15 protein-coding genes are annotated in these 19,865 nt (G+C 40.0%); 7 read left to right on the plus strand and 8 right to left on the minus strand.

Annotation, left to right across the window (positions count from 1 at the left end; translation table 11 throughout):
• Positions 1-38: 38 nt before the first annotated feature.
• The 3 genes from T3H97_RS18595 to T3H97_RS18605 all read right to left on the minus strand — a co-directional run bounded on the left by T3H97_RS18595 (position 39) and on the right by T3H97_RS18605 (position 4,582).
• Entirely contained in the window at positions 39-3,095 is a 3,057-nt protein-coding gene (locus tag T3H97_RS18595) for a type I restriction endonuclease subunit R (protein ID WP_328800528.1), read from the minus strand.
• A 4-nt stretch (positions 3,096-3,099) separates the two neighbouring features.
• The gene (locus T3H97_RS18600; RefSeq protein ID WP_061830820.1) at positions 3,100-3,678 is read right to left on the minus strand and encodes a restriction endonuclease subunit S; all 579 of its coding nucleotides are present in this window, start codon (positions 3,676-3,678) and stop codon (positions 3,100-3,102) included.
• A 334-nt stretch (positions 3,679-4,012) separates the two neighbouring features.
• Positions 4,013-4,582, minus strand: a complete 570-nt coding sequence (locus T3H97_RS18605; RefSeq protein WP_328800529.1) for a GNAT family N-acetyltransferase — start codon at positions 4,580-4,582, stop codon at positions 4,013-4,015.
• A gap of 423 nt (positions 4,583-5,005) precedes the next feature.
• Here T3H97_RS18605 and T3H97_RS18610 point away from each other — a divergent pair, with 423 nt between their 5' ends.
• The 4 genes from T3H97_RS18610 (at position 5,006) to T3H97_RS18625 (ending at position 9,851) form a co-directional block, all read left to right on the plus strand.
• Entirely contained in the window at positions 5,006-8,107 is a 3,102-nt protein-coding gene (locus tag T3H97_RS18610; RefSeq protein WP_328800530.1) for a deaminase domain-containing protein, read from the plus strand.
• Positions 8,108-8,127: 20 nt separating this feature from the next.
• Positions 8,128-8,826, plus strand: a complete 699-nt coding sequence (locus T3H97_RS18615) for an Imm3 family immunity protein (protein ID WP_328800531.1) — start codon at positions 8,128-8,130, stop codon at positions 8,824-8,826.
• A gap of 193 nt (positions 8,827-9,019) precedes the next feature.
• Positions 9,020-9,301 (plus strand): hypothetical protein, encoded by a 282-nt coding sequence (locus tag T3H97_RS18620; protein WP_328800532.1) that lies wholly within the window; start codon positions 9,020-9,022, stop codon positions 9,299-9,301.
• Between the two features lie 190 nt (positions 9,302-9,491).
• Positions 9,492-9,851, plus strand: coding sequence for a putative zinc-binding protein (locus T3H97_RS18625; protein WP_013311396.1), 360 nt, complete (start codon positions 9,492-9,494; stop codon positions 9,849-9,851).
• 195 nt (positions 9,852-10,046) lie between these two features.
• Here the strand turns inward: T3H97_RS18625 and T3H97_RS18630 are convergent, their stop codons facing one another.
• Entirely contained in the window at positions 10,047-10,211 is a 165-nt protein-coding gene (locus T3H97_RS18630; protein ID WP_328800533.1) for a hypothetical protein, read from the minus strand.
• A gap of 221 nt (positions 10,212-10,432) precedes the next feature.
• Here T3H97_RS18630 and T3H97_RS18635 point away from each other — a divergent pair, with 221 nt between their 5' ends.
• Together T3H97_RS18635 and T3H97_RS18640 are read left to right on the plus strand one after the other, a co-directional pair.
• A complete protein-coding gene (locus T3H97_RS18635) occupies positions 10,433-11,860 on the plus strand; it encodes a pyridoxal phosphate-dependent decarboxylase family protein (protein WP_328800534.1) in 1,428 nt (475 codons plus the stop codon).
• A gap of 520 nt (positions 11,861-12,380) precedes the next feature.
• On the plus strand, positions 12,381-13,250 hold the full coding sequence (locus tag T3H97_RS18640; protein WP_328800536.1) for a copper amine oxidase N-terminal domain-containing protein: 870 nt from the start codon (positions 12,381-12,383) through the stop codon (positions 13,248-13,250).
• A 354-nt stretch (positions 13,251-13,604) separates the two neighbouring features.
• Here T3H97_RS18640 and T3H97_RS18645 read toward each other — a convergent pair whose 3' ends face one another.
• From T3H97_RS18645 to T3H97_RS18660, 4 genes are all read right to left on the minus strand, one after another.
• The gene (locus T3H97_RS18645; RefSeq protein WP_420538181.1) at positions 13,605-13,730 is read right to left on the minus strand and encodes a stalk domain-containing protein; all 126 of its coding nucleotides are present in this window, start codon (positions 13,728-13,730) and stop codon (positions 13,605-13,607) included.
• A 105-nt stretch (positions 13,731-13,835) separates the two neighbouring features.
• On the minus strand, positions 13,836-14,360 hold the full coding sequence (locus T3H97_RS18650) for a VOC family protein (protein WP_328800537.1): 525 nt from the start codon (positions 14,358-14,360) through the stop codon (positions 13,836-13,838).
• 51 nt (positions 14,361-14,411) lie between these two features.
• Complete coding sequence (locus tag T3H97_RS18655; RefSeq protein WP_328800538.1) at positions 14,412-15,038, minus strand: type 1 glutamine amidotransferase family protein; 627 nt, start codon at positions 15,036-15,038, stop codon at positions 14,412-14,414.
• A 113-nt stretch (positions 15,039-15,151) separates the two neighbouring features.
• Positions 15,152-16,114, minus strand: a complete 963-nt coding sequence (locus T3H97_RS18660) for a helix-turn-helix transcriptional regulator (protein WP_220030016.1) — start codon at positions 16,112-16,114, stop codon at positions 15,152-15,154.
• A gap of 401 nt (positions 16,115-16,515) precedes the next feature.
• On the opposite strand from T3H97_RS18660, the gene T3H97_RS18665 reads away from it, so the two are divergent.
• On the plus strand, positions 16,516-19,842 hold the full coding sequence (locus T3H97_RS18665) for a contractile injection system protein, VgrG/Pvc8 family (RefSeq protein ID WP_328800539.1): 3,327 nt from the start codon (positions 16,516-16,518) through the stop codon (positions 19,840-19,842).
• The last annotated feature ends 23 nt before the right edge of the window (positions 19,843-19,865 follow it).

Raw genomic sequence — 19,865 nt, forward strand, 5'->3', positions numbered from 1 at the left:
AATCTCCTTTTTGTAGTCTGTATAATTTCATCACTAGACTACTCACCCTTCTTAATTACATCTGCCATTTCGTAAAATGCCTTACGGAATTCAATACGATATCGCACCCAGGATAATTCCGCAATCTTTTCATCTGCAATTTCTTTATAATCAGCTCTTGCGTCATTCATGATTGCTGTTAACTCACCTTGTTTATCCACATCCTCTTGACCTAAACGATGTTTCTTAATTAAAGTTTCAAGTTCCTTAGGCTTTGTGCTGTTATCAAGCCCCCATGTACGGATGAAGTTTGTTACAAGTTGAATATTCGTATCCTTTTGTGCTCTATCCATCGCTTGGTTCATTTTTTCAACACTTCGGGGTGCTGGATAATTATCAAATTCAAACTCTTTTGAGAAAATTTTAGATACAAAGTTGCGAATCTTAGATTTTTCTCTTTCATTATCTGACTTGGCAATTTCAATATGGATTTCATCACGTGTCTTTTCTGCTTTAGACATAAAGTTCGCATGAACTTCGTCAGCCATTCGAGCAATTAAATCAATTAAGTAGTCATAGTTGATGGTAACGTCGTGAATATGAATCATAGAGAGATTGACTTGCGAAATATCGATGTTTTCTCGCTTAGCACGTCGTTCTTTCAACTCACCGGCGATGACAGTTGTTAAAATGACTTCCTGCTCCTCAGTAATCCCTAAACGTTCATAGAACTCTTCAGGTTGATCATAAGCAGAAACAGGATTTTTGTCATCATCTTCGGTATATTGTTTCAACTGACTAAGCAAACGATTATACTCTTTCAAATTTTCAAAGACTTCATCCTGTGCTTTTTCACTTGGTGGTAATTGTACAAAATCATCTGTAAGCGACCCAAGCTTCTTGATGACTTCTTGCATCTCAGCTTGAACCTTACTGAATGGTTTCGAAATGATACCAGACTCTTCATTACCTTCTTTCAAATCTTCAAGTGAAAGCTGTTCGGCTGCAGATTCACGATTTGAATAGATAGCAAAAGCCTTATTCATTTCATATTCGTTTTGTTCTGGCCAACGATAGTTAACAACATTCCCCCAAGGCTTATCAACAAGGTTATGCATTCGGTTTGTACGTGAGTATGCCTGAATCAAGTTCCCACCCTTAAGCGTTCGGTCAATATAGAGCGTATTCATCTCAGGGGCATCAAAACCGGTTAAAAGTTGGTCAACAACGATAACCAAATCTAAATACTTACCATCATCAGCTGTCTTGTTCAACCGTCGTGCTAAGTCTTCTGTGTAGGCTTTAACTGTCGTCATATCAAAAGCTGTGCCAAACAATGTGTTATAGACTTTAATGGCTCTATGCAAGTTCTCGTTCGTTTTTAGTTGATGAATACTATTAGATGTATCTGCTGAGAAACTCACCGCAACTTTTAATCGTTGCTCTATTGGACGATTCGCATTTTCTTCAGCAAATTTATCGAAGTATTCCATCGCTCTTGGTGTACTTGCTTTGTTACCTCCAACGTGGACTGTAAACAAGGCATTATACTTGCGATCATTTGAACGTTTCTTCCAGTTTTCGAAGATGTCGTTCACTACCAATTTCACATGTTCTGGACTATAGTCGTAGACACTTCCACGAACATTATCGTCGATATCATCTTCGGTCGGATCTTTAGGAGCCTCGATCGTTTCCTTGAATTCAACGTTAAACCCTAAGACGTTTTTATCTGCAATAGCTTCCTTGATGGTGTAAGCATGTAGAATATCACCAAAAATTTCTCGTGTTCCGGGGAATTTTGGTGTCCCAGTATAGCCAACCCAAGCAGAATTAGGAATAGCTTTTCGGATCGTTTCAAGCATACCTTCATTTTCAGTACCGTCACCAGTTGAACGGTGGGCTTCATCAACGATAAAAAGAATACTTTCATTCAATGGCTTGAAGCTATCCCGTGCTACATAACGCGACATCTTTTGGATACTTGTCACAATTATGTTCTTATCGCTTTTCTTCGTTAGTTTGCGATGAAGATCTGAGATATTGGCTGTGTCACCCACCACACCCGTTTTCCCTTCAAAACCCGCAACAGGATCATAGGCTTTATAGGCATCAGCGGTTTGGTTGGTAAGTGCGATTCGGTCAACCAAGAAGACAACTTTATCCACATTAGATAGACGGCTTGCAAGCCACGCTGTCTTAAAACTTGTGATTGTTTTACCTGAGCCAGTCGTGTGCCAAATGTATCCTAATCTACCATCATCATACTTGAAGTCAAACTTTCTAACTTTATCAAGCACACGCTTTGTGGCATAGACTTGATAAGGACGCATGACTTTGATACTTTCTTTGTTTTTAGTACCATCAAGTACCATGTAGCGTGTTGCCAAATCATGAGCCATTGGAATTGACAATACTTTATCCGCAAACACCTTCCACGAACGAATAGGGCGAGCATCATCTTCATTTTGCCAGTTGAATGCAAAAGCTCGGTTAAAGCTTTTGAGCGGGGTATTTGCCATGTAACGAATATCATACTGCGTCATCGCGATTAGAATTTGCAAGGTTGAAAAGATACCACTGAATTGTTTTTCAGCAATATACTGTTCCATCTGGTTCAAGGATTCTGTAGTACTGTGAAGTGCTTTCTTTAATTCGATTTGAATAATTGGCAAACCATTAATAAGCAACGTCACATCAAATCGACGATTTGGCTTACCATCAATTACTTTTGGCCGTTTAATTTGATTTACCACTTGATAAACAGTGTTCCCACCACCGACTTGAGCTTGGTCGAATACTGTCAGAAAAACATGCTTACCATTGTCAAGGTCAACTTCAATTTCAGAAACTCCGTTAATACCATACAAAAATTGTCCAGCATGGTAAGGTGATTCGATACTAGTGATGATTTTCTTCACCTGGTTAAATTCAGTAACAGACAATGGTTCATCTAAACGAGCACGATTGTTTTGTTCTAGGATCATTTTAAAGTTATCCCAGAGTTGTTCGGTTGTTCTTATGTCTTTTTTGTATTCCCATTGTTTTACTCCACCGATTTTGGTCAAATAATCGACGACTTCATTTTCAAATGCTAATTCCGATTGGCTTTTCATTTGATTATTTCCCCTCTAAAGTTTCTTCTATGATTGAGCTCGTAAACTGTCCGATCAAGTCTGCGTATTTGTTTAGCCTACTTTGTAGCTTCAATGTTTCTACGTAAATAGCACCTACTTTGTGCTGCTCCTCAAGAGGAACGACGGGAATAATAATCTCCTCTAGAGAACGAAGTGGAATTCTTAGAACAGGGCCACTCCCCTGCAACTCCCTTTCTTTTTGTCGCCTCACATCTTTATAAGCATTAAATAAGAAAAGGAAATATCTCTTATCAAGTTTTTCGCTATCAAACTCTATTTTTGTGAAGTTGAGGGACAACACTTTACCAACATTAATTTTACCGACCATTGTTGCAAGCTGTAATGAGTTACTGATAACAACGTCACCTTCATTTAATGATATGTTATTTTGAGATAAAGACTTTGACTCATCTTCAACTACTACGTCCTCGTGATTATAATCAGCTTCAAAAGACGACTGGTCATAATAATTTATTACTTGAGTACTAAACTGTTTTTGCGCCCTTGTTGGATTTATACCTGGAACGAATGTTACGAACTCTTTTAATCCTCTTTTCTCCAAATAAATCACCCCCAAACATCAGATTGCATTTTTTGAAATAATCCTATATTACACATTAAATCACATCCATTTTGTTTTGTCAAACGATAATATGTAATACGATTATATTTCATATTATCGAACTTCGCCACTCTTTTCTGCGTAAAAGTAAGACCCCGGAGGTCAAAAAAATCCCCCGAACCATTCGTCCGGGGGAACATAAAACACACTTCTATATTTAGTTAAAAACCATTTAACCTATTGCCACCAACCTATTTCAAATATATTACTACCACACACTCCACATGTATCGAGACGATGGAAAGGATATACTTCCAATTCATTTAAATGAATATCATTCAATTGCCTCTATTTTCTTTTCAGATAAGCTAACATACTCTCTTTTTAGCAAAGAATAATGATATTGATTGCATATCGAACCATCACTAAACCAGTAATGCTCTCGATAAGTCCCTTCCAGCTTAAAATGGAATTTTTCTAATAATTTTATGGATGTTTGATTACATGCTGCAACCGTCGCGTAAATTTTATTCAACTCTAAATCCTTACGTTCAAACATTGTGTTTAAAAATAACTCAAGTACTACATTTGCATATCCTTGCTTCCTATGCCTTAAAGGCAAGTAGTATCCGATCTCGGCACTTTTATTCCGAGAATTATAGTCAAAAAGCTGTATCTTGCCTATCCGTTTATTAGTGTTAGTTCTATCAACTAAGATATATATTAATAGCCCATTTTCGAGTCTTTTCAATACATTCTCTTTATAATTGTTATATGGAGGTAGTTCGCTTATGGGTCTACAAGTATGCTGCTCTTTTTCGGTTTCAGTATGACTCCACTCATATAAGTCTGGTAAGTAATCTTCAATATTCCCACTATTTAAAAGTACAAGTCCTCTTATCATTCTATCACTCCATTATTTTTAAATTTAGATCGTTTGGATAGGGCATCATTTTGGTTTTAAGTATCTGTATTGGCAGCATGAAAAGCATCCAAATGGCAAACCATGTGGCGTATTACCATATTCCTATATTAACTCATGTTACACTTCCCGCTCATACTCCTACTTCCAAAAATAAACATAGTAAATCCCCCAACGAATGGGTCATTCTGTAAACTAAATCTCTCTTTTAACCGATAAATACATATGCTGGGTTGTTTATTAAACATCACCTCTCGCCCCTTTTTAGCGTACAAACCTTGTTATACATATTTATCTTGACTCACTGTTGTGCTCATCTGCTGCTTCTATAATCAGAAGCAAATGCAAAATGACGTGCTTTACTTGGAAATACCCATCGCATCTAGAAAGGAGTTATGAACTCACTTGAGCGTATTATCAGATGGGATCGGATATGAAAGCCTACGTTTTTATGGTCCCTTTCACCCACTACACATTGAACTACTTCAAATAACACGTACCATCAACGATCATGCCTATTTACACATCAGTGGCATGCTCTCCGAAGAACAGGGAGCGGCTTGTATTGGTCAAAATATGGAGCAAGAGCCGATTGTGATTCGTCAGTTGAATGATCAGGGACAATCGCTGAGAAGGCTGTTCCATGGGATTGTTACACGTATGTCCGTACACTGCGTACGAGGCGTGTATACGTTTGAATTGGAGGCCGCTTCCCATTCATACCAGATGGATATTAAACGTAAAAGACGCTCCTATCAAGATATTCACCGCACCTATGATGATCTGGTCACAGCACTGGTTCGAAAATATCAGTACGGAGATGCCATTGATACGGTAAGCCACTATGCCAAACTGGAGACATTTGTTTTACAATATGATGAGACCGATTGGGCGTTTTTAAAACGTCTCGCTTCTCGCTTTGGTTCCGTACTTGTGCCAGAGGTAACCGCAGCCTCGCCCAAGGTTTTCTTCGGGATGCCAGAAGGCAAGCAGCATAAGGTGGAGCGGGATGTATTTTATCGAGTTCAGAAAACGTTTCATGAGTTGGATGCGGAAAAGCCGGGGGAACGTGCTGGCTCGTATGTCACCTATAAGATTGAAAGTCTGCAATACTATGCGCTTGGCGACCTCATTACGTTACCCATTGGACAAGGTAAAGAGTTGGTCGTGGTTCGAGCAGTGACTACGCTAGCGGATGGCCTACTGCGCACCCGTTATGATCTTCAAGCTGAACAAGATATCCGCTATGCGCAGTATGAAAACGATCAGGCTACTGGAATTTCGCTGACAGGAACGGTGCTCAAGGTACAGCAGGATTTTGTACAGCTTCAACTGGACATTGACCCGAAGCAAGATCCTGCCAAAGCCTGCTGGTTTCCCATCGCCACCTGTTATGTCGCGGAAGAACATAGTGGCTGGTTCGATATGCCTGAGATCGGGGAACAGGTGGAATTGTATCTGCCCACCCACCGCGAACAGGATGCCTATGTGACGGATTCGCTGCGACAACAACGCCACACCAATGGACAGCCGAATGTGAAGGTATGGCAACATGTGCAAGGTAGCGGCGTAGAAATGTCTGAGCATGAGCTGACTCTATCCACCTCCGGTGAATTTTCCATTACACTTCATGAAGGTAACGGCATTACGATTGACAGTCCGGGGAATGTGCAAATTCAGGGTGGTCACGTAAAGCTTGTTGCTGGACAGGAACTTTCACTGGAAGCTGGAACGGCGCTATACTTAAAAGGTGGAGCCAGCAGCATGGTATTGGATGGTGAGACGGATACCAAGGCTCCAGTGATTTATCAGGAAGGTACGGTGAAGGCACCTGTTTTCGTAGCCGACCTCCCTCCTGTACCTGAGCCACCATTGATGAGCATCAAAGCATTTGAAGCAGCTCAATCAGCAGCCAAGGATTCATCTAGCAGCCATGCCTCTACCCCTAAAGCAAAAGTCACAAGTCCAGCAGAGCTTAAACAGGCGAATGCCATGATGGGGACAGTATCCAAGCTATTAGGCTCCATTCCGGTAATGGGGAAAGTGGCTGGCGTTGTTGTGGGAGCGCTAAGTGGACCTGCGGGAGGTGTAATTTTGAGAGCAACCGCAGCGATCCCTGTTCGGAGCAAAGGAACCCCTACCGTTGGAGGCAGTAGCAAGGGGAGCGAAGTTCACCCATTAAAATACTTGGCTGGTTTGGCCATGCAAGGGTTGATTAGTATACACGAGCATGAGAAAGCTAAACAAGCCTATTATAACAAGTGGATTCTAGGAAAAGTGTATACGAGCGCACGTCATATAGCTCATTCCGGCAGCACATTGGAACTGGTACAGAACCTACTTAAAGAATCGAATGCCATGGTTCATGCGTATCAGCAGGTTCCGGAAGAAGTAAGAAAACGCTGGAGAGCCAATTACGACAGCCGCATGGCACAACAGCAGCCTAAACAACAAGTTGAGAAGCCTAAGTCTTGGTGGGATCGTTACCTGGGTTATACGGGTAGTAGTGCGATGATAAAAAGTCAAATAGCCATGGAACAGGCACATGCATCTGAAAAAGCAGCAAACAGCCTAGTTGAATTATACAACGGCATAGAGCAGGCTAATAACGTAAGGTATCAAAATGCAGGAAACTCCATTGGTGAATTTTTAGATTATTCGTCATTTGGTATACCTAAAGGATTGTATCAAGCCTACATGGAGCGTGCACGTAATCAAGGTAACTCTGGTAGTGACGCTATCAATTTTGCTACATTTGGAATAACAGAGGCTATACGTGGAGCTGTGACACCTGAAGATCCTTTGTCACCAGACCATTTGTCTAATATCATTAGTGTAGCAGGGTTCCTTGAGGGAGTCGGTTCATTTCTCAAGCCGAAAACTATACTAAATTCACCAGTCAAAGAACCTGTTCATCCAGGTCCTAAAATCATAAATGAAAAAACAGAGCCACTCCACCCTTCAAATTCAAAACCTAATAAAGTTGAGAAGCCAGGCGAGGCTGCTCAGGGAACGGTAAACAGATTTCCAACCAGTCGAATCGATTCTGTAATGGATCAACATGTTATTGAAGAGGTTGCGAAGGCCAGAGGTCGATTGTCCAACAAATACAAAGAAACAGGTAATTTCGCTTATGCAGAAGTGAAGGTGTCAGGAGTTGAGAAGCAAGATTTTTATGCCCATAGTAAAATTCATAGCTCTGCTAAAAAGATACCTGGAACCGAAGAGTTCTCTTTCAAACCCAACAATCCAAAATTCAAGGCAACCGAAGCTCCAGATGCAGAAGGAAATATATATATGAGAGATGGGGATACAGAATATAAAATTTTAAATGATGTAGCAGATCAATTAGGTGATAATCACAAGGCATCAGGAAATATTAAGCTCTTCACTGAAAAAGATACATGTGGAAGTTGTAACGAAATCATCCAACAATTTGACAAAGAATATCCTAACGTTAGAATTGAGGTTATCCATAATAGTGGCGTGACTATTAACCCTAAATAATTGAATAAGGTGGTTAAAAAATGGCTTGGAGTTATGATGAGTTAATTGATAGTATCCTTGAGAATTACCAAGATTATAAAAATGAAGAAATGATGAGTAGTAAAGAAGCAATTGCAAGAACATTCTATGATTTTGAAGGATTAATGAATAGAAGTGAAACAGACAAAGCTTTAATTAATGTCGTTTACGGGGAAATATTATTAACTCTTCCAAGAGTTTTGTATACCGTTAAAAACAATTTAAGCAAAAGATTATCTGAACTAGATTTTAATTTAATTGAACAAGAACAAAAATTAAGCTCCGAGCAATACAGAGACTTATTTAATCGTAAGAATTTTGTATTACAAGAGTTGGAAAATAAGATATTAGACTATTATCCAAGAGTATGTTGGTATTACGATGAATTGACAAATGAAGTTAATGTTTTCTTTAAACAAGTTAACGAAGAAAATGCCTTGGCGGATGAAATTATTTCTAGTGTATTTCAGCGATTTGAACGTGATTGTAAAAATACATTAAGTGAAAAATTAATCGTGTACACAACACTAGCTGAAAACTTATTAAACCAAGGGCTATCAAAGATTGATGGGCTACAACTAATTAAACAAGAATTACAGCAGTTTAACATAGCAGATATTTTTGAAGAACAATTGTTAGAAAAAGAAAAATTGGAACTAGATAAGCGAATTAAAAACGTATTAAGCCAAGTTTCCTCATAGTAGTAATAGATGGTTTAAAACTTCATTGATAAGTTACTACTACAATTTCCCCATAACTAAACGAAAATTTTCCAAAGCTTATTCCAACTTGAATCTTTGAGTAGGGATGAGCTTTATTTTACACAAAAACAATGACTTGTTATCTCTCCTCTTCAGAGTTTAACATAAACACACTAAACTACGGTGGGCAAATATGTTATGTCAAATTGGCCAGATTGGTTTAATGAAGCACTACGCCAGCGAACAACAGAATTCATGTTCATCAAAAGATGAGCATCTATTCACCAAAATTGGCTTTGGGTACTTCCAAAATGTTGCCCCATGCAGAATTTTGGGCAGAGAGAATCCATCGGACACTTTTGAATTCAAAAGATTTAGTAATTTCTTACTTAAAGAAATTTTAATGGTGATTAACGATGACGATCCAGATTTATATTTAGATAGGGCTAATTCTCTATTAGAAAAATTAAGTTAAAAAGGGGGGTCTGGCTGAATTGTATACACACAGTTAGCCCTATAACAGATTTCACAAAAATATTGTCTTGATCACGATCACGTTTTAGATTGTAAATTTAAGTTAAAATACAAACAATTTTAATTTTATTTCATCTAGAATCAAAGGTACCGTGATGGATCACAAAGAAAAAACAAGGAAGTGTACAAAGATGAAAAGAACTGATTTACCTCTTGTCTATTCTTGTTCTGGATGTTCCTCCGCAGCACAAACCGCTAACATGATCGCTATACAAATGGATCGAGAAAAAGTCGCTGAAATGTCCTGCATTGCTGGTGTTGGTGGTGATGTCAAACCACTTGTCAGAACAGCAAAATCGGGACGTGACATCATTGCGATTGACGGCTGTCCCTTGTCCTGTTGCAAGAGTTGCTTAGCAAGGCATGAAGTTCAACCCAAACACCATTTCCTGCTGTCTGACTTTGACGTACCCAAGATAATAGGAGAAGATCCTAACCCCGATCATTATAGGAATGCTTACACACAAATCTTAGAACAAATTGGACAATAATTCTTAATCAAAATTAAGGTGTGTATCGAAAGATGGCTCACCTTTGTTTTAAGTGTTGGGACAGTATACAGTAAAAGTATAGCTTGCTCTCATTATGTAACAATATCATAATTTTTTTTACTGGTGGCTCCTAACACACCTTTAAGGGCCACCAGTATTTTTTTATTCCCAGTTTAATCATTGGATATAAAAATCCTAAAGAATTTGGAGCTCTAATTGGAAAACGAGTAGCTCAGTTGCAACTTCTGGCAGAGCGTTTTCAAACACTTTACATACAAGTGAGTCAACATCGGCTATATCAATATCAAGGTTTTCATTAATTTCTTTTATAAGAGTGCGATAGAACCAATCTCGTTCCACCTTCTACCCTTCCTACATATAAATTTTATTTATACAACATAAACCAACACTATACATTTATCTTCTTTTTTAATATTTTTCAGATAACAAAGGTTCCCCCAAATTACTTTGCGTAATAGCGAAGAGCCTAAAAATAAACGTAATGATGAAATCGGCGAATATCACAATATGACAACAGATGTTATATTATACTTGATTGAAGTTAAGCAAAGGAGATGCTTATGATGAATCAAGAACCAAATCAGCAATTAGGTGAGATTATTGAACAGTTCATACATTCATATATTGCAGAAAATAACAATATTCGATCCCAAAAAGTAATCAATACTGCAGATGAGGATACATTAGCCCATCTAAGGGAAATTGGTTTTCCGAAAAAAGGAAGACCGATACAAGAAGTCGTCGACGAAATGAGGAAAAACGTCTATCCTCACCAAACCTTCATGCAACACCCTCGCTTTTTCGCATTGGTTCCTAGTCCAATGTCTCTTTACTCTTGGTTAGGAGATATCATGACCAGCGCTTATAATACCCACGCCGGAAGCTGGATGCTGAGTTCGAGCGCAAGCCTTTTAGAGGGGGAAGTGATCCGGTGGATGTGTGACCAAGCAGGATATCCCGATACTGCTGGAGGCTTATTTCTGTCGGGCGGATCGTTGTCAAATTTGACCGCTTTGGCAACTGCACGCAATGCAAGGTTATCCGAGCAGGAATATGCCATTGGAACTGCTTATGTTTCCGATCAAACTCATTCATCGGTCGCCAAAGGGTTACGCATCCTCGGATTCCGTGGTGATCAAATCAGAAAGATTCCAAGTGATAGCAATTTTCGTATGGATGTTTCAGCCTTAGAAAAAAAAGTAATAGATGATCAGGCGGCTGGCATGAAGCCTTTTGCGATCATTGCCACGGCAGGCACAACCAATACGGGAAGCATTGACCCGTTAAACGAAATTGCTGACCTATGTGAAAAACATAACATTTGGTTACACGTGGATGGAGCTTACGGTGCATCGATTTTGGCTTCTTCGAAATATAAGCCCCTTTTGAGCGGGATATCGCGTTCAGATAGCATTACCTGGGATGCACATAAATGGTTAATGCAGACATATTCTTGTAGCGTAGTTTTAGCCAAAGAAAATCAACAGCTTAGAAACTGCTTCAGCACTCATCCAGAATATTTGAAAGATGCCGAGACTAATGAAGAACATATTAATTATTGGGATCTGGGCCCTGAATTAACGCGGCCTGCTCGAAGTTTGAAACTATGGGTGACACTACAAGCTTTAGGAACTAATGCTGTCGGTGAAGCCATAGAGCATGGAGTTCAGCTCGCAGAATGGGCTGAAGATGAAATCAAAAAACATAATCATTGGGAAATTGTATCCCCCGCACAGTTAGCGATTGTTAATTTTCGATATGCGCCAACTGGATTATCTGAGCAAGAATTAGATTCACTCAATAAAAGGATCTCCCAAGAAATGATGGCAAACGGATACGCCTCTGTGCTTACGACACAACTTAATGGAAAAACTGTTCTCCGAATCTGTGCAATTCACCCAGACACTACGGAACATGAGATAAGGAATACAATTCAGCTTTTATCGAATATAGCACGCTCATTGAATGAGACAAAAGCCTTTTTGTGATGAAAAATTATGAAAATGAAGTGCTACACTTTCTGTAAATAAATAAAAATGCTCAACATCACACAAATAAGAGGGGCTCGCCGCCCCTCTTTACTGTTCCCCAGACATCTTCCAAATTATTTGCCATTGTACAATGCAGTAACAATGAACAGCACTCAATCCTAAAACGCTATTTGGATGCAGAAATATATTCAAGTTGCTCTTAAATCCTCATTCATCAGTGCTTCTCATCTCGTATATGACTACCACGCACTCCACGTGTGTCGAGACTATAGAAGGGATATACCCCTTATTGCCACCTGAATTTTCATAAAGCAACCTGTTCTGAGAAAGAACCAATGTAGTATACATTCGAGATGATGGAGAGATTCTTGCAAACAAGCCCGAATTATTGGAGCAATGGTCTAATGCAGAGCAAGTAGGAGAAAATTTATTTAAAACTAAAGAAGGACAAACTATCACTGCTCCAAAGCAAACATGCGACCTAACACAACCTATCTCAATTCACGGAGGGTGAAAAATGAAACGAAAATATTTTTATAAAACTGCAGTATTATCCCTTGCAGTTATTGTGAGTGCTATATTTGGAACCTCTTCTTATAACGCTAATGCAGCACCGATTAATCACTCTATTCATGTCAATGGAACCTCTTTGCTCAAAGTGAATGATTATGACGTTTTGTACTGCACGCCGATTGGTCCCTACGTTAATGAAGAAAAACGTCTCATGGTTCCGCTTCGTTCCGTTGCCGAGCTTCTTGGCGCAAAAGTTGATTATAACGGTAAACTTCAGGAAGCAAATATCAGGTGGAGGTCAAGTGAAATTGTGTTTCAAAAGGGAGCGAAAACATATAAACTGAACGGTACTCCAGCACAGATGGACACTCAGCCCGAAGTGATTCAGAATGCCTTTGTCATTCCGCTTGGTGTATTGCTGAGAAGTATGAATATCCCGTTTGGGTACATGAACAACAAAGTGATTTTAAAAGATCCGGCTTTTGACCAAAGCAAGATTTTTCAAAAAGTAATAGAACTGGATCAAGGAAGATTCATTGTTGACAATCCTTCTGCACTGGGTATTCAAAATTTCAAACTTGTGGAAGAGAAAAACTCAAGCGAAACCAGAGGGAATATTACGGTGAGTGGGTTAAATCGGACAGGCTCTACGATTAGAGAAGGAAAAGAAGATTTGCACATCATTGGCTTCTTTAATCAAACGGTGGATATGGATGCAGATTTCGCGTCTGTAGATATCCCGGATCGAAAACGTTCAAAAGTTAATCAGGAAGGCAGCGTGTCTCAAAGTCTGTCGTATCTTAAAATAAATGACCCTTTGCAGTATATACTAGCTGCCGGAAGAACATTAAAAACGAAGAATGAACGAAAATAGTAATATTCCATTGGACTGAAGCCTTTTAGTTTTGCCTGCAACCTCATTATTTTAAACAATAGATGTATAGACATTACGGCAGCTGTTCTAACGTAGCAGAATTCTACAACTACAAGTTAGCCAAACCCAAGGCTTAAATTTTTCATATCTACATTAGGTCTACAATTAAGAGTGATTAAAAGCAAAAACCCGCTCAGTGAGCGGGTTTCAGTATAGAGACGTGGAGAGTTGCACCCCTGTTCAAAACTTTCTCTGCTATTCATTAAAACATTGCTCCTCAAGCCTTATGTACCAGACTTAAGGAGCAATTAGTTTGTTACCCATTCCCAAGCAATCAAGTATTAATTCTTAATGTCAACATGTAATGTTCCATTGAATCGTAGTTGTATTTACTGTAGCCCCCAGAACTTCTGAAACAAATCTATGAGGAACCATAACCCGATTTCGATATTGCGGCATAATGGGAGCACTCGGCATCATCTTTTCTTCATCGTTCACGTATGCAACTTTGTGCCACCAGAATTTCTATTACATCATTTTAGCAGATAGTCACTTTAATACATTTTACCAAAAAAGTAATTGCATTTATTCTCCACTAAAGCTTTTAGCCCATTCAGCAACCCTACGACTACTTTCTTCTTCTGACAAATCCTCGATCCTAGTCATAATAGACCATCTTACTCCACAAGGATCCAATATACTTCCGAATCGATCACCTGAGACAAAGTTTGCAATCGGTTCCCTTACTTTTGCTCCTCTTGCTACCGCATTTTCAATGACCTGATCAACATTCATAACGTAGATTCCGAAAGAATAACACGCATTCTCTTCATCTGGCGGCAAGACCAATTGATATGTCGGATTCGCTGCTCCCAGCTGCAAAAAACCATTTCCAAAATCTAATTCCGCATGAACAATTATTTTATTGCCATTCTCATCAGGATATTCAGTAATATCCTTAACCCTTGCATTGAAAACAGTTTTATAGAACTCTATTGCTTCCGAAGGATTCTTCACTGTAATAAAAGGGGTAATAGATGTAAAGCCGTTGGGTGTTCCCTTCTTTGTATATTTACCTGACACTCCCGTATATTCTCTGCTTTCAGTCATTTTGACTCCTCCTTTAAATGATCGTAACAGTTCAATTTTATGCGCATACCTTCATTGGATTGAATCCATCAACTCATAGTAATATCTGGATGCACGAGTCTTATTTAGACTATACCAGGCTTCTAATGTTTTAGAAGAAAATACACCCAGAGCCTTCAAAACGTGTACGGAGAATTCCAACGGAGCTGTTCCAGATGCAGTGATCAGTTTTCCATCCGTTACAGCAGACTCCACTTTGTAATAATTTTCGCCCGTGTAGGTGGGACAGGTCATTTTGAGGTATCCCAGATCATTACTTGTATGCCAACGTGAATTCAGCAATCCTGCCTGGGCAAGTCCCATGGTAGCACCACAAATCGCTGCAACCCATATCCCTTCCTCTAAACACCTCTCAGCGATTTTTAAGATGGGTTGGTGAATGGTTTCTGTCCATGTATCTCCACCGGGTAAAATCAATGTATCTGTGCTTTCAATGCTGCACTCATCCAGTGTGATGTCAGGCAGGATTTTCAATCCGCCCATTGTAGTTACAGGGGTCTTTTCCATTCCCACGGTAACTATTTTTGATGGGACCAGCCCCTTGTTATAATATCTCCCCGAGTTCAGTTCGGCAGTTAAATAACCTATCTCCCAATCTGCCATGGTGTCAAACACATAAAGATATACTGTATTATTCATTTGCAAATTCTCCTTATTTTATAATTCATCGAGTGATACCAATCATCCTCCGGTAATCAATGATTATCATCATTATAAAAAAGCTTCACTGACATCTGCTGTCAGTGAAGCTATTAACGTTGATAATATTCCATTAACTCCGACGCAACAGCAACAAGTTTTCCCTTCAAACTCTGTGGTTCGATTACTTGAATGGATTTCCCGTAGGGTAGGAGTAAATAAGGGACATATGTATGAAGTGATTTTTCCTCAAGCAAAAAGATTGCTTGATTGGATGTCCGCTCTTTCAGATGATGTCCCAAAAACCAATGCAGACATAAGTCATCCAATGCCTCGGACCTGCCTCCGATAGTTAAAGAAATTAAACCGTCCTTACCCACTAAATCAGGTAACAGATTTTGCATAAAAAATTCTCGAGCCGAAAAAGCTTCGGAACGCTTAAATATGATTGGAGTACGCTTGATTTGTAGAATCCGATCTGCCCGAAAGCTACGGATCTCATTTCTTAGGTGACAAAATGCAACAGTATACCATTTATTGTTCCAGTAGACCATTCCATAGGGGTCTATCACCCTATTCTTGGGTTGTTCTTCATGGCTTGTGCGATAATCCATTTCTACAGAGAATTCGTTGGCTACAGCCTGCTCCAATTCCGCCAATATCGGCTGAAGAGAAGGGTCTCCCATGCGGTTAATAACTTCAAATCCGGCTAAATGACGGCTAAGTATACTTTCCTGCTCTTGATTCGAATACATTTTCAATTTTGATGTCGCATTGTCTAATGCCTCACTCAAAGGGTATCCAGCCTCTTTTGCAAAAATAGCAGCATGTAGGAGTGCCTTTTTTTCTTCCATATCAAATAGTAGAGGCGCTCTAATAAAATTATTCAGCAAGCTATACCCGCCATTATGACCTGTGTCGGATATTATAGGCACTCCACTGGCACATAGTGCATCAATATACCGATAAACTGTCCTTATATTTATTTCTAACTTTTCGGATATTTGTTTTGCAGTCATTTTTACGCCCGAATTCAGCATCCATAGAATCGCCAGCATATTATCGTTTTTTGGCATAACATGAACCCTCATCTTTCATTTAAGCTCAATCTTATAAATATATCTTTTTATACTCCCTCTTACCACCTATTATATACTCCCTCTTACCACCTATTATATACTTTTTCCCACCTTATACTTCCCTCTCATATCTTCTAATTCCAGATTTACACATAGTAAATACCACTTCCAATGGTTCATTCTGTAAACTAAATCTCTCTTTTAACCGATAAATACATATGCTGGGTTGTTTATTAAATATCACCTCTCGTCCCTTTATAGCGTACAAATCTTGCATTACATATCTATCTTGACTCACAGTTGCACTCATCTGCGGCTTTTGTAATCAGAAGTGAATTCAAGATTAAGTGCTTCACTTGGAAATACCCATCGCATCTAGAAAGGAGTCATGAACTCACTTGAGCGTATTAATAGATGGGATCGGATATGAAAGCCTACGCTTTTATGGTCCCTTTCAGCCACTACACATTGAAAAACTTCAAATAGCACGTACCATTAACGATCATGCCTTTTTACATATCAGTGGGTTGCTCTCCGAAGAACTAGGAGCTGCATGCATCGGACAGGATATGGAGCAAGAGCCGATTGTGATTCGTCAGTTGAATGATCAGGGACAATCGCAGAGAAGGCTGTTCCATGGGATTGTTACGCATATGTCCGTACACTGCGTGCGAGGCGTGTATACGTTTGAACTGGAGGCCGCTTCCCATTCGTACCAGATGGATATTAAGCGTAAAAGGCGCTCCTATCAAGATATTCATCGCACTTATGATGATCTGGTCACTGCGCTGGTTCGAAAATATCAGTACGGAGATGCCATTGATACGGTAAGCAACCATGCCAAACTGGAGACATTTGTTTTACAATATGAGGAGACCGATTGGGCGTTTTTAAAACGTCTCGCTTCTCGCTTTGGCTCCGTACTTGTGCCAGAGGTAACCGCAGCCTCACCCAAGGTTTTCTTCGGGATGCCCGAAGGCAAGCAGCATAAGGTGGAGCGAGATGTATTTTATCGAGTACGTAAAACGTTTCACGAGTTGGATGCAGAAAAGCCAGGCGAACGTGCTGGCTCGTATATCACCTATATGATCGAAAGCCTACAATACTATGCACTGGGCGACCTCATCACGTTACCCATTGGACAAGGTAAAGAACTGGTCGTGGTTCGGGCAGTAACCACACTAACGGATGGCTTATTGCGTACTCGCTATGATCTTCAAACTGAACAGGATATCCGATATGCCCGTTATGAAAACGATCAGGTCACCGGGATTTCGTTGACAGGAACGGTACTGAAGGTACAGCAGGATTTTGTACAACTTCAACTAGAGATTGATCCGAAGCAAGACACTGCCAAAGCCTGCTGGTTTCCCGTAGCCACCCGTTATGTCGCGGAAGAACACAGTGGCTGGTACGATATGCCTGAGATCGGGGAACAGGTGGAGTTGTATCTGCCTACCCACCGCGAACAAGATGCCTATGTAACGGATTCACTGCGACAACAACGCCACACCAATGGACAGCCGAATGTGAAGGTATGGCAACATGTGCAAGGTAGCGGCGTAGAAATGTCTGAGCATGAACTAACTCTATCCACCTCCGGTGAATTTTCCATTACACTGCATGAAAGTAGCGGCATTACGATTGGCAGTCCGGGGAATGTGCAGATTCAGGGTGGTCACGTGAAGCTCGATGCAGGCGAGGAACTTTCGCTCGAAGCTGGAACGGCGCTGTATCTAAAAGGCGGAGCCAGCAGCATGGTACTGGATGGTGAGACGGATACCAAAGCTCCGGTGATATATCAGGAAGGTACGATGAAAGCCCCTGTTTTCGTGGCCGACCTCCCTCCTGTACCTGAGCCGCCACTCATGAGCATAAAAGCATACGAGGCGGCGCAAGCTCCATCAGTAGCTAAGACATCAAGCAGCACTCCTACCGCCAAAGTGACAAGTCCGGCTGCACTTCAACAGGCCAACTCTTTGTTGGGTACGGTATCCAAGCTATTAGGCTCCATTCCAGTGATGGGGAAAGTGGCTGGCGTTGTTGTGGGAGCGCTAAGTGGACCTGCGGCGGGTGTCATTCTGAAAGCAACCGCAGTGATCCCTGTTCGGAGCAAAGGAACCCCTACGATTGGAGGCGGTAAGGGGAACGGCATTCATCCGTTGAAACACTTGGCTGGTTTAGCAGTGCAAGGGTTGATTACTCAATACGAGCATGAGCAAGCGAGACATGCCTACTATAGCAAATGGATTCTAGGAAAAGTGTATACAAGCGCACGTCATATAGCGCATTCCGGTGGCCCATTAGAGCTGGTTCAAAACTTGCTTGCAGCATCAAAAACTATGGTTCATGCCTATCAACAGGTACCTAAAAGTGTTAAAGATAGAATGCTGAGGGAATATAAAGAACAAGAAAAAGCTAGAACTGAAGCTGCCCTTAAAGCAAAAAAAGAAGCTGCGCCACCAGAGCTGACAGAAGAAGACTACGAAAGAATCTGGCAGGATTATCTTAGGGCAGCATATACCGAAGACTTTACACCCAAACTTAAACCGGGGAGTTATCGAGGAGAAGATGGTCTTGTACGTACTCGTGACGGTAAACCGGATCGCCAATACTATAGTGAATGGAAACATAATTATCCCGGCGATTTCTTCATGCTAACTAGGAAGCAAGGAGTATCTGAAGAAGAGAAGAAATGGATGTTCTATGCTATTATCACAGAAAACCCTCTTATGTTTGGTGGTCGAGGGGGGATAGACCATACTAAAGAATTAAAGGGGATACTTTCAAAACTGGGTAGAGGAAAAGGGTTCTTTAATATTTCTTCTGGAGTAAGTGCAAAAGTAAGAGTCCAGGAATTATTAGCGAGACAACAAATAGAAGCTAGAGAAAACATAGCTAACCCAAAAAATAACCAAACTCTTGAAACCAAAGGCTACAAACCACAACCAAATGAAAGGTCAACAACGAAAAACCAATATAAACAACAGGATCAACAGGCAAGGAAAACGCTACGAGAGACTGCCTCCAAGGCAACTAGAGAAGAAAATAGTAAAATTCAAAAGAAGGTCATATATAATGTAGCTAAGAGTACAAATACAAGAAAATCCTCAAATATAAAAGAATATTTAAAAAAGGAAAAAGAAATTGTTGAATCGAAGAATACTAAGGGGACGTCACAAGCTCCTAATGCTAGAGTCAATTATAAATCAGGTTATGATGATCATTTAATTGAAGTGAAAGGGTTTAAAGCAAAACCAACTATAGGAATAAAAGGTGGCCATAACCTCGAAAACTTTGAACAGTATATTTTAGACAACTTTGGCGATCAAGTTAAGAATATTGATCAAGCTGCGATAAAAACGCCACATCCAGATATTCCGGGAATTTATGAGGTTAAATACAAACTCCCTGTTTATGACGGAATGAGCTTAGCTAATGGTGGAAAAGGAAACTTTACTGGTCAGTGGAAAGAGTATAAGAATCCAAAAACTGTATACGATCCGAAACTACTCTCTGATGAACAGATGCTTAAGTTGGGGAGAGAGGCAATGGAAGAGGGAATTCAAAATAATAAAATAAAAATAGACACACGACCAAATGCTGTTTCTGATGAAATTGTTGGATATGCTGAAGTTGACGGTAAAAAACTGGAATTTATAGGTTACAGGGATAAAGCTACTGGAGAAATAACAAACTTTTTTCCTGTGATTCCGAAAAATTAATTAATAGATAGGGAATGAATAAG

The organism is Paenibacillus sp. LX16 (assembly GCF_036252815.1).
Classification (GTDB): Bacteria; Bacillota; Bacilli; order Paenibacillales; family Paenibacillaceae; genus Paenibacillus; species Paenibacillus polymyxa_B.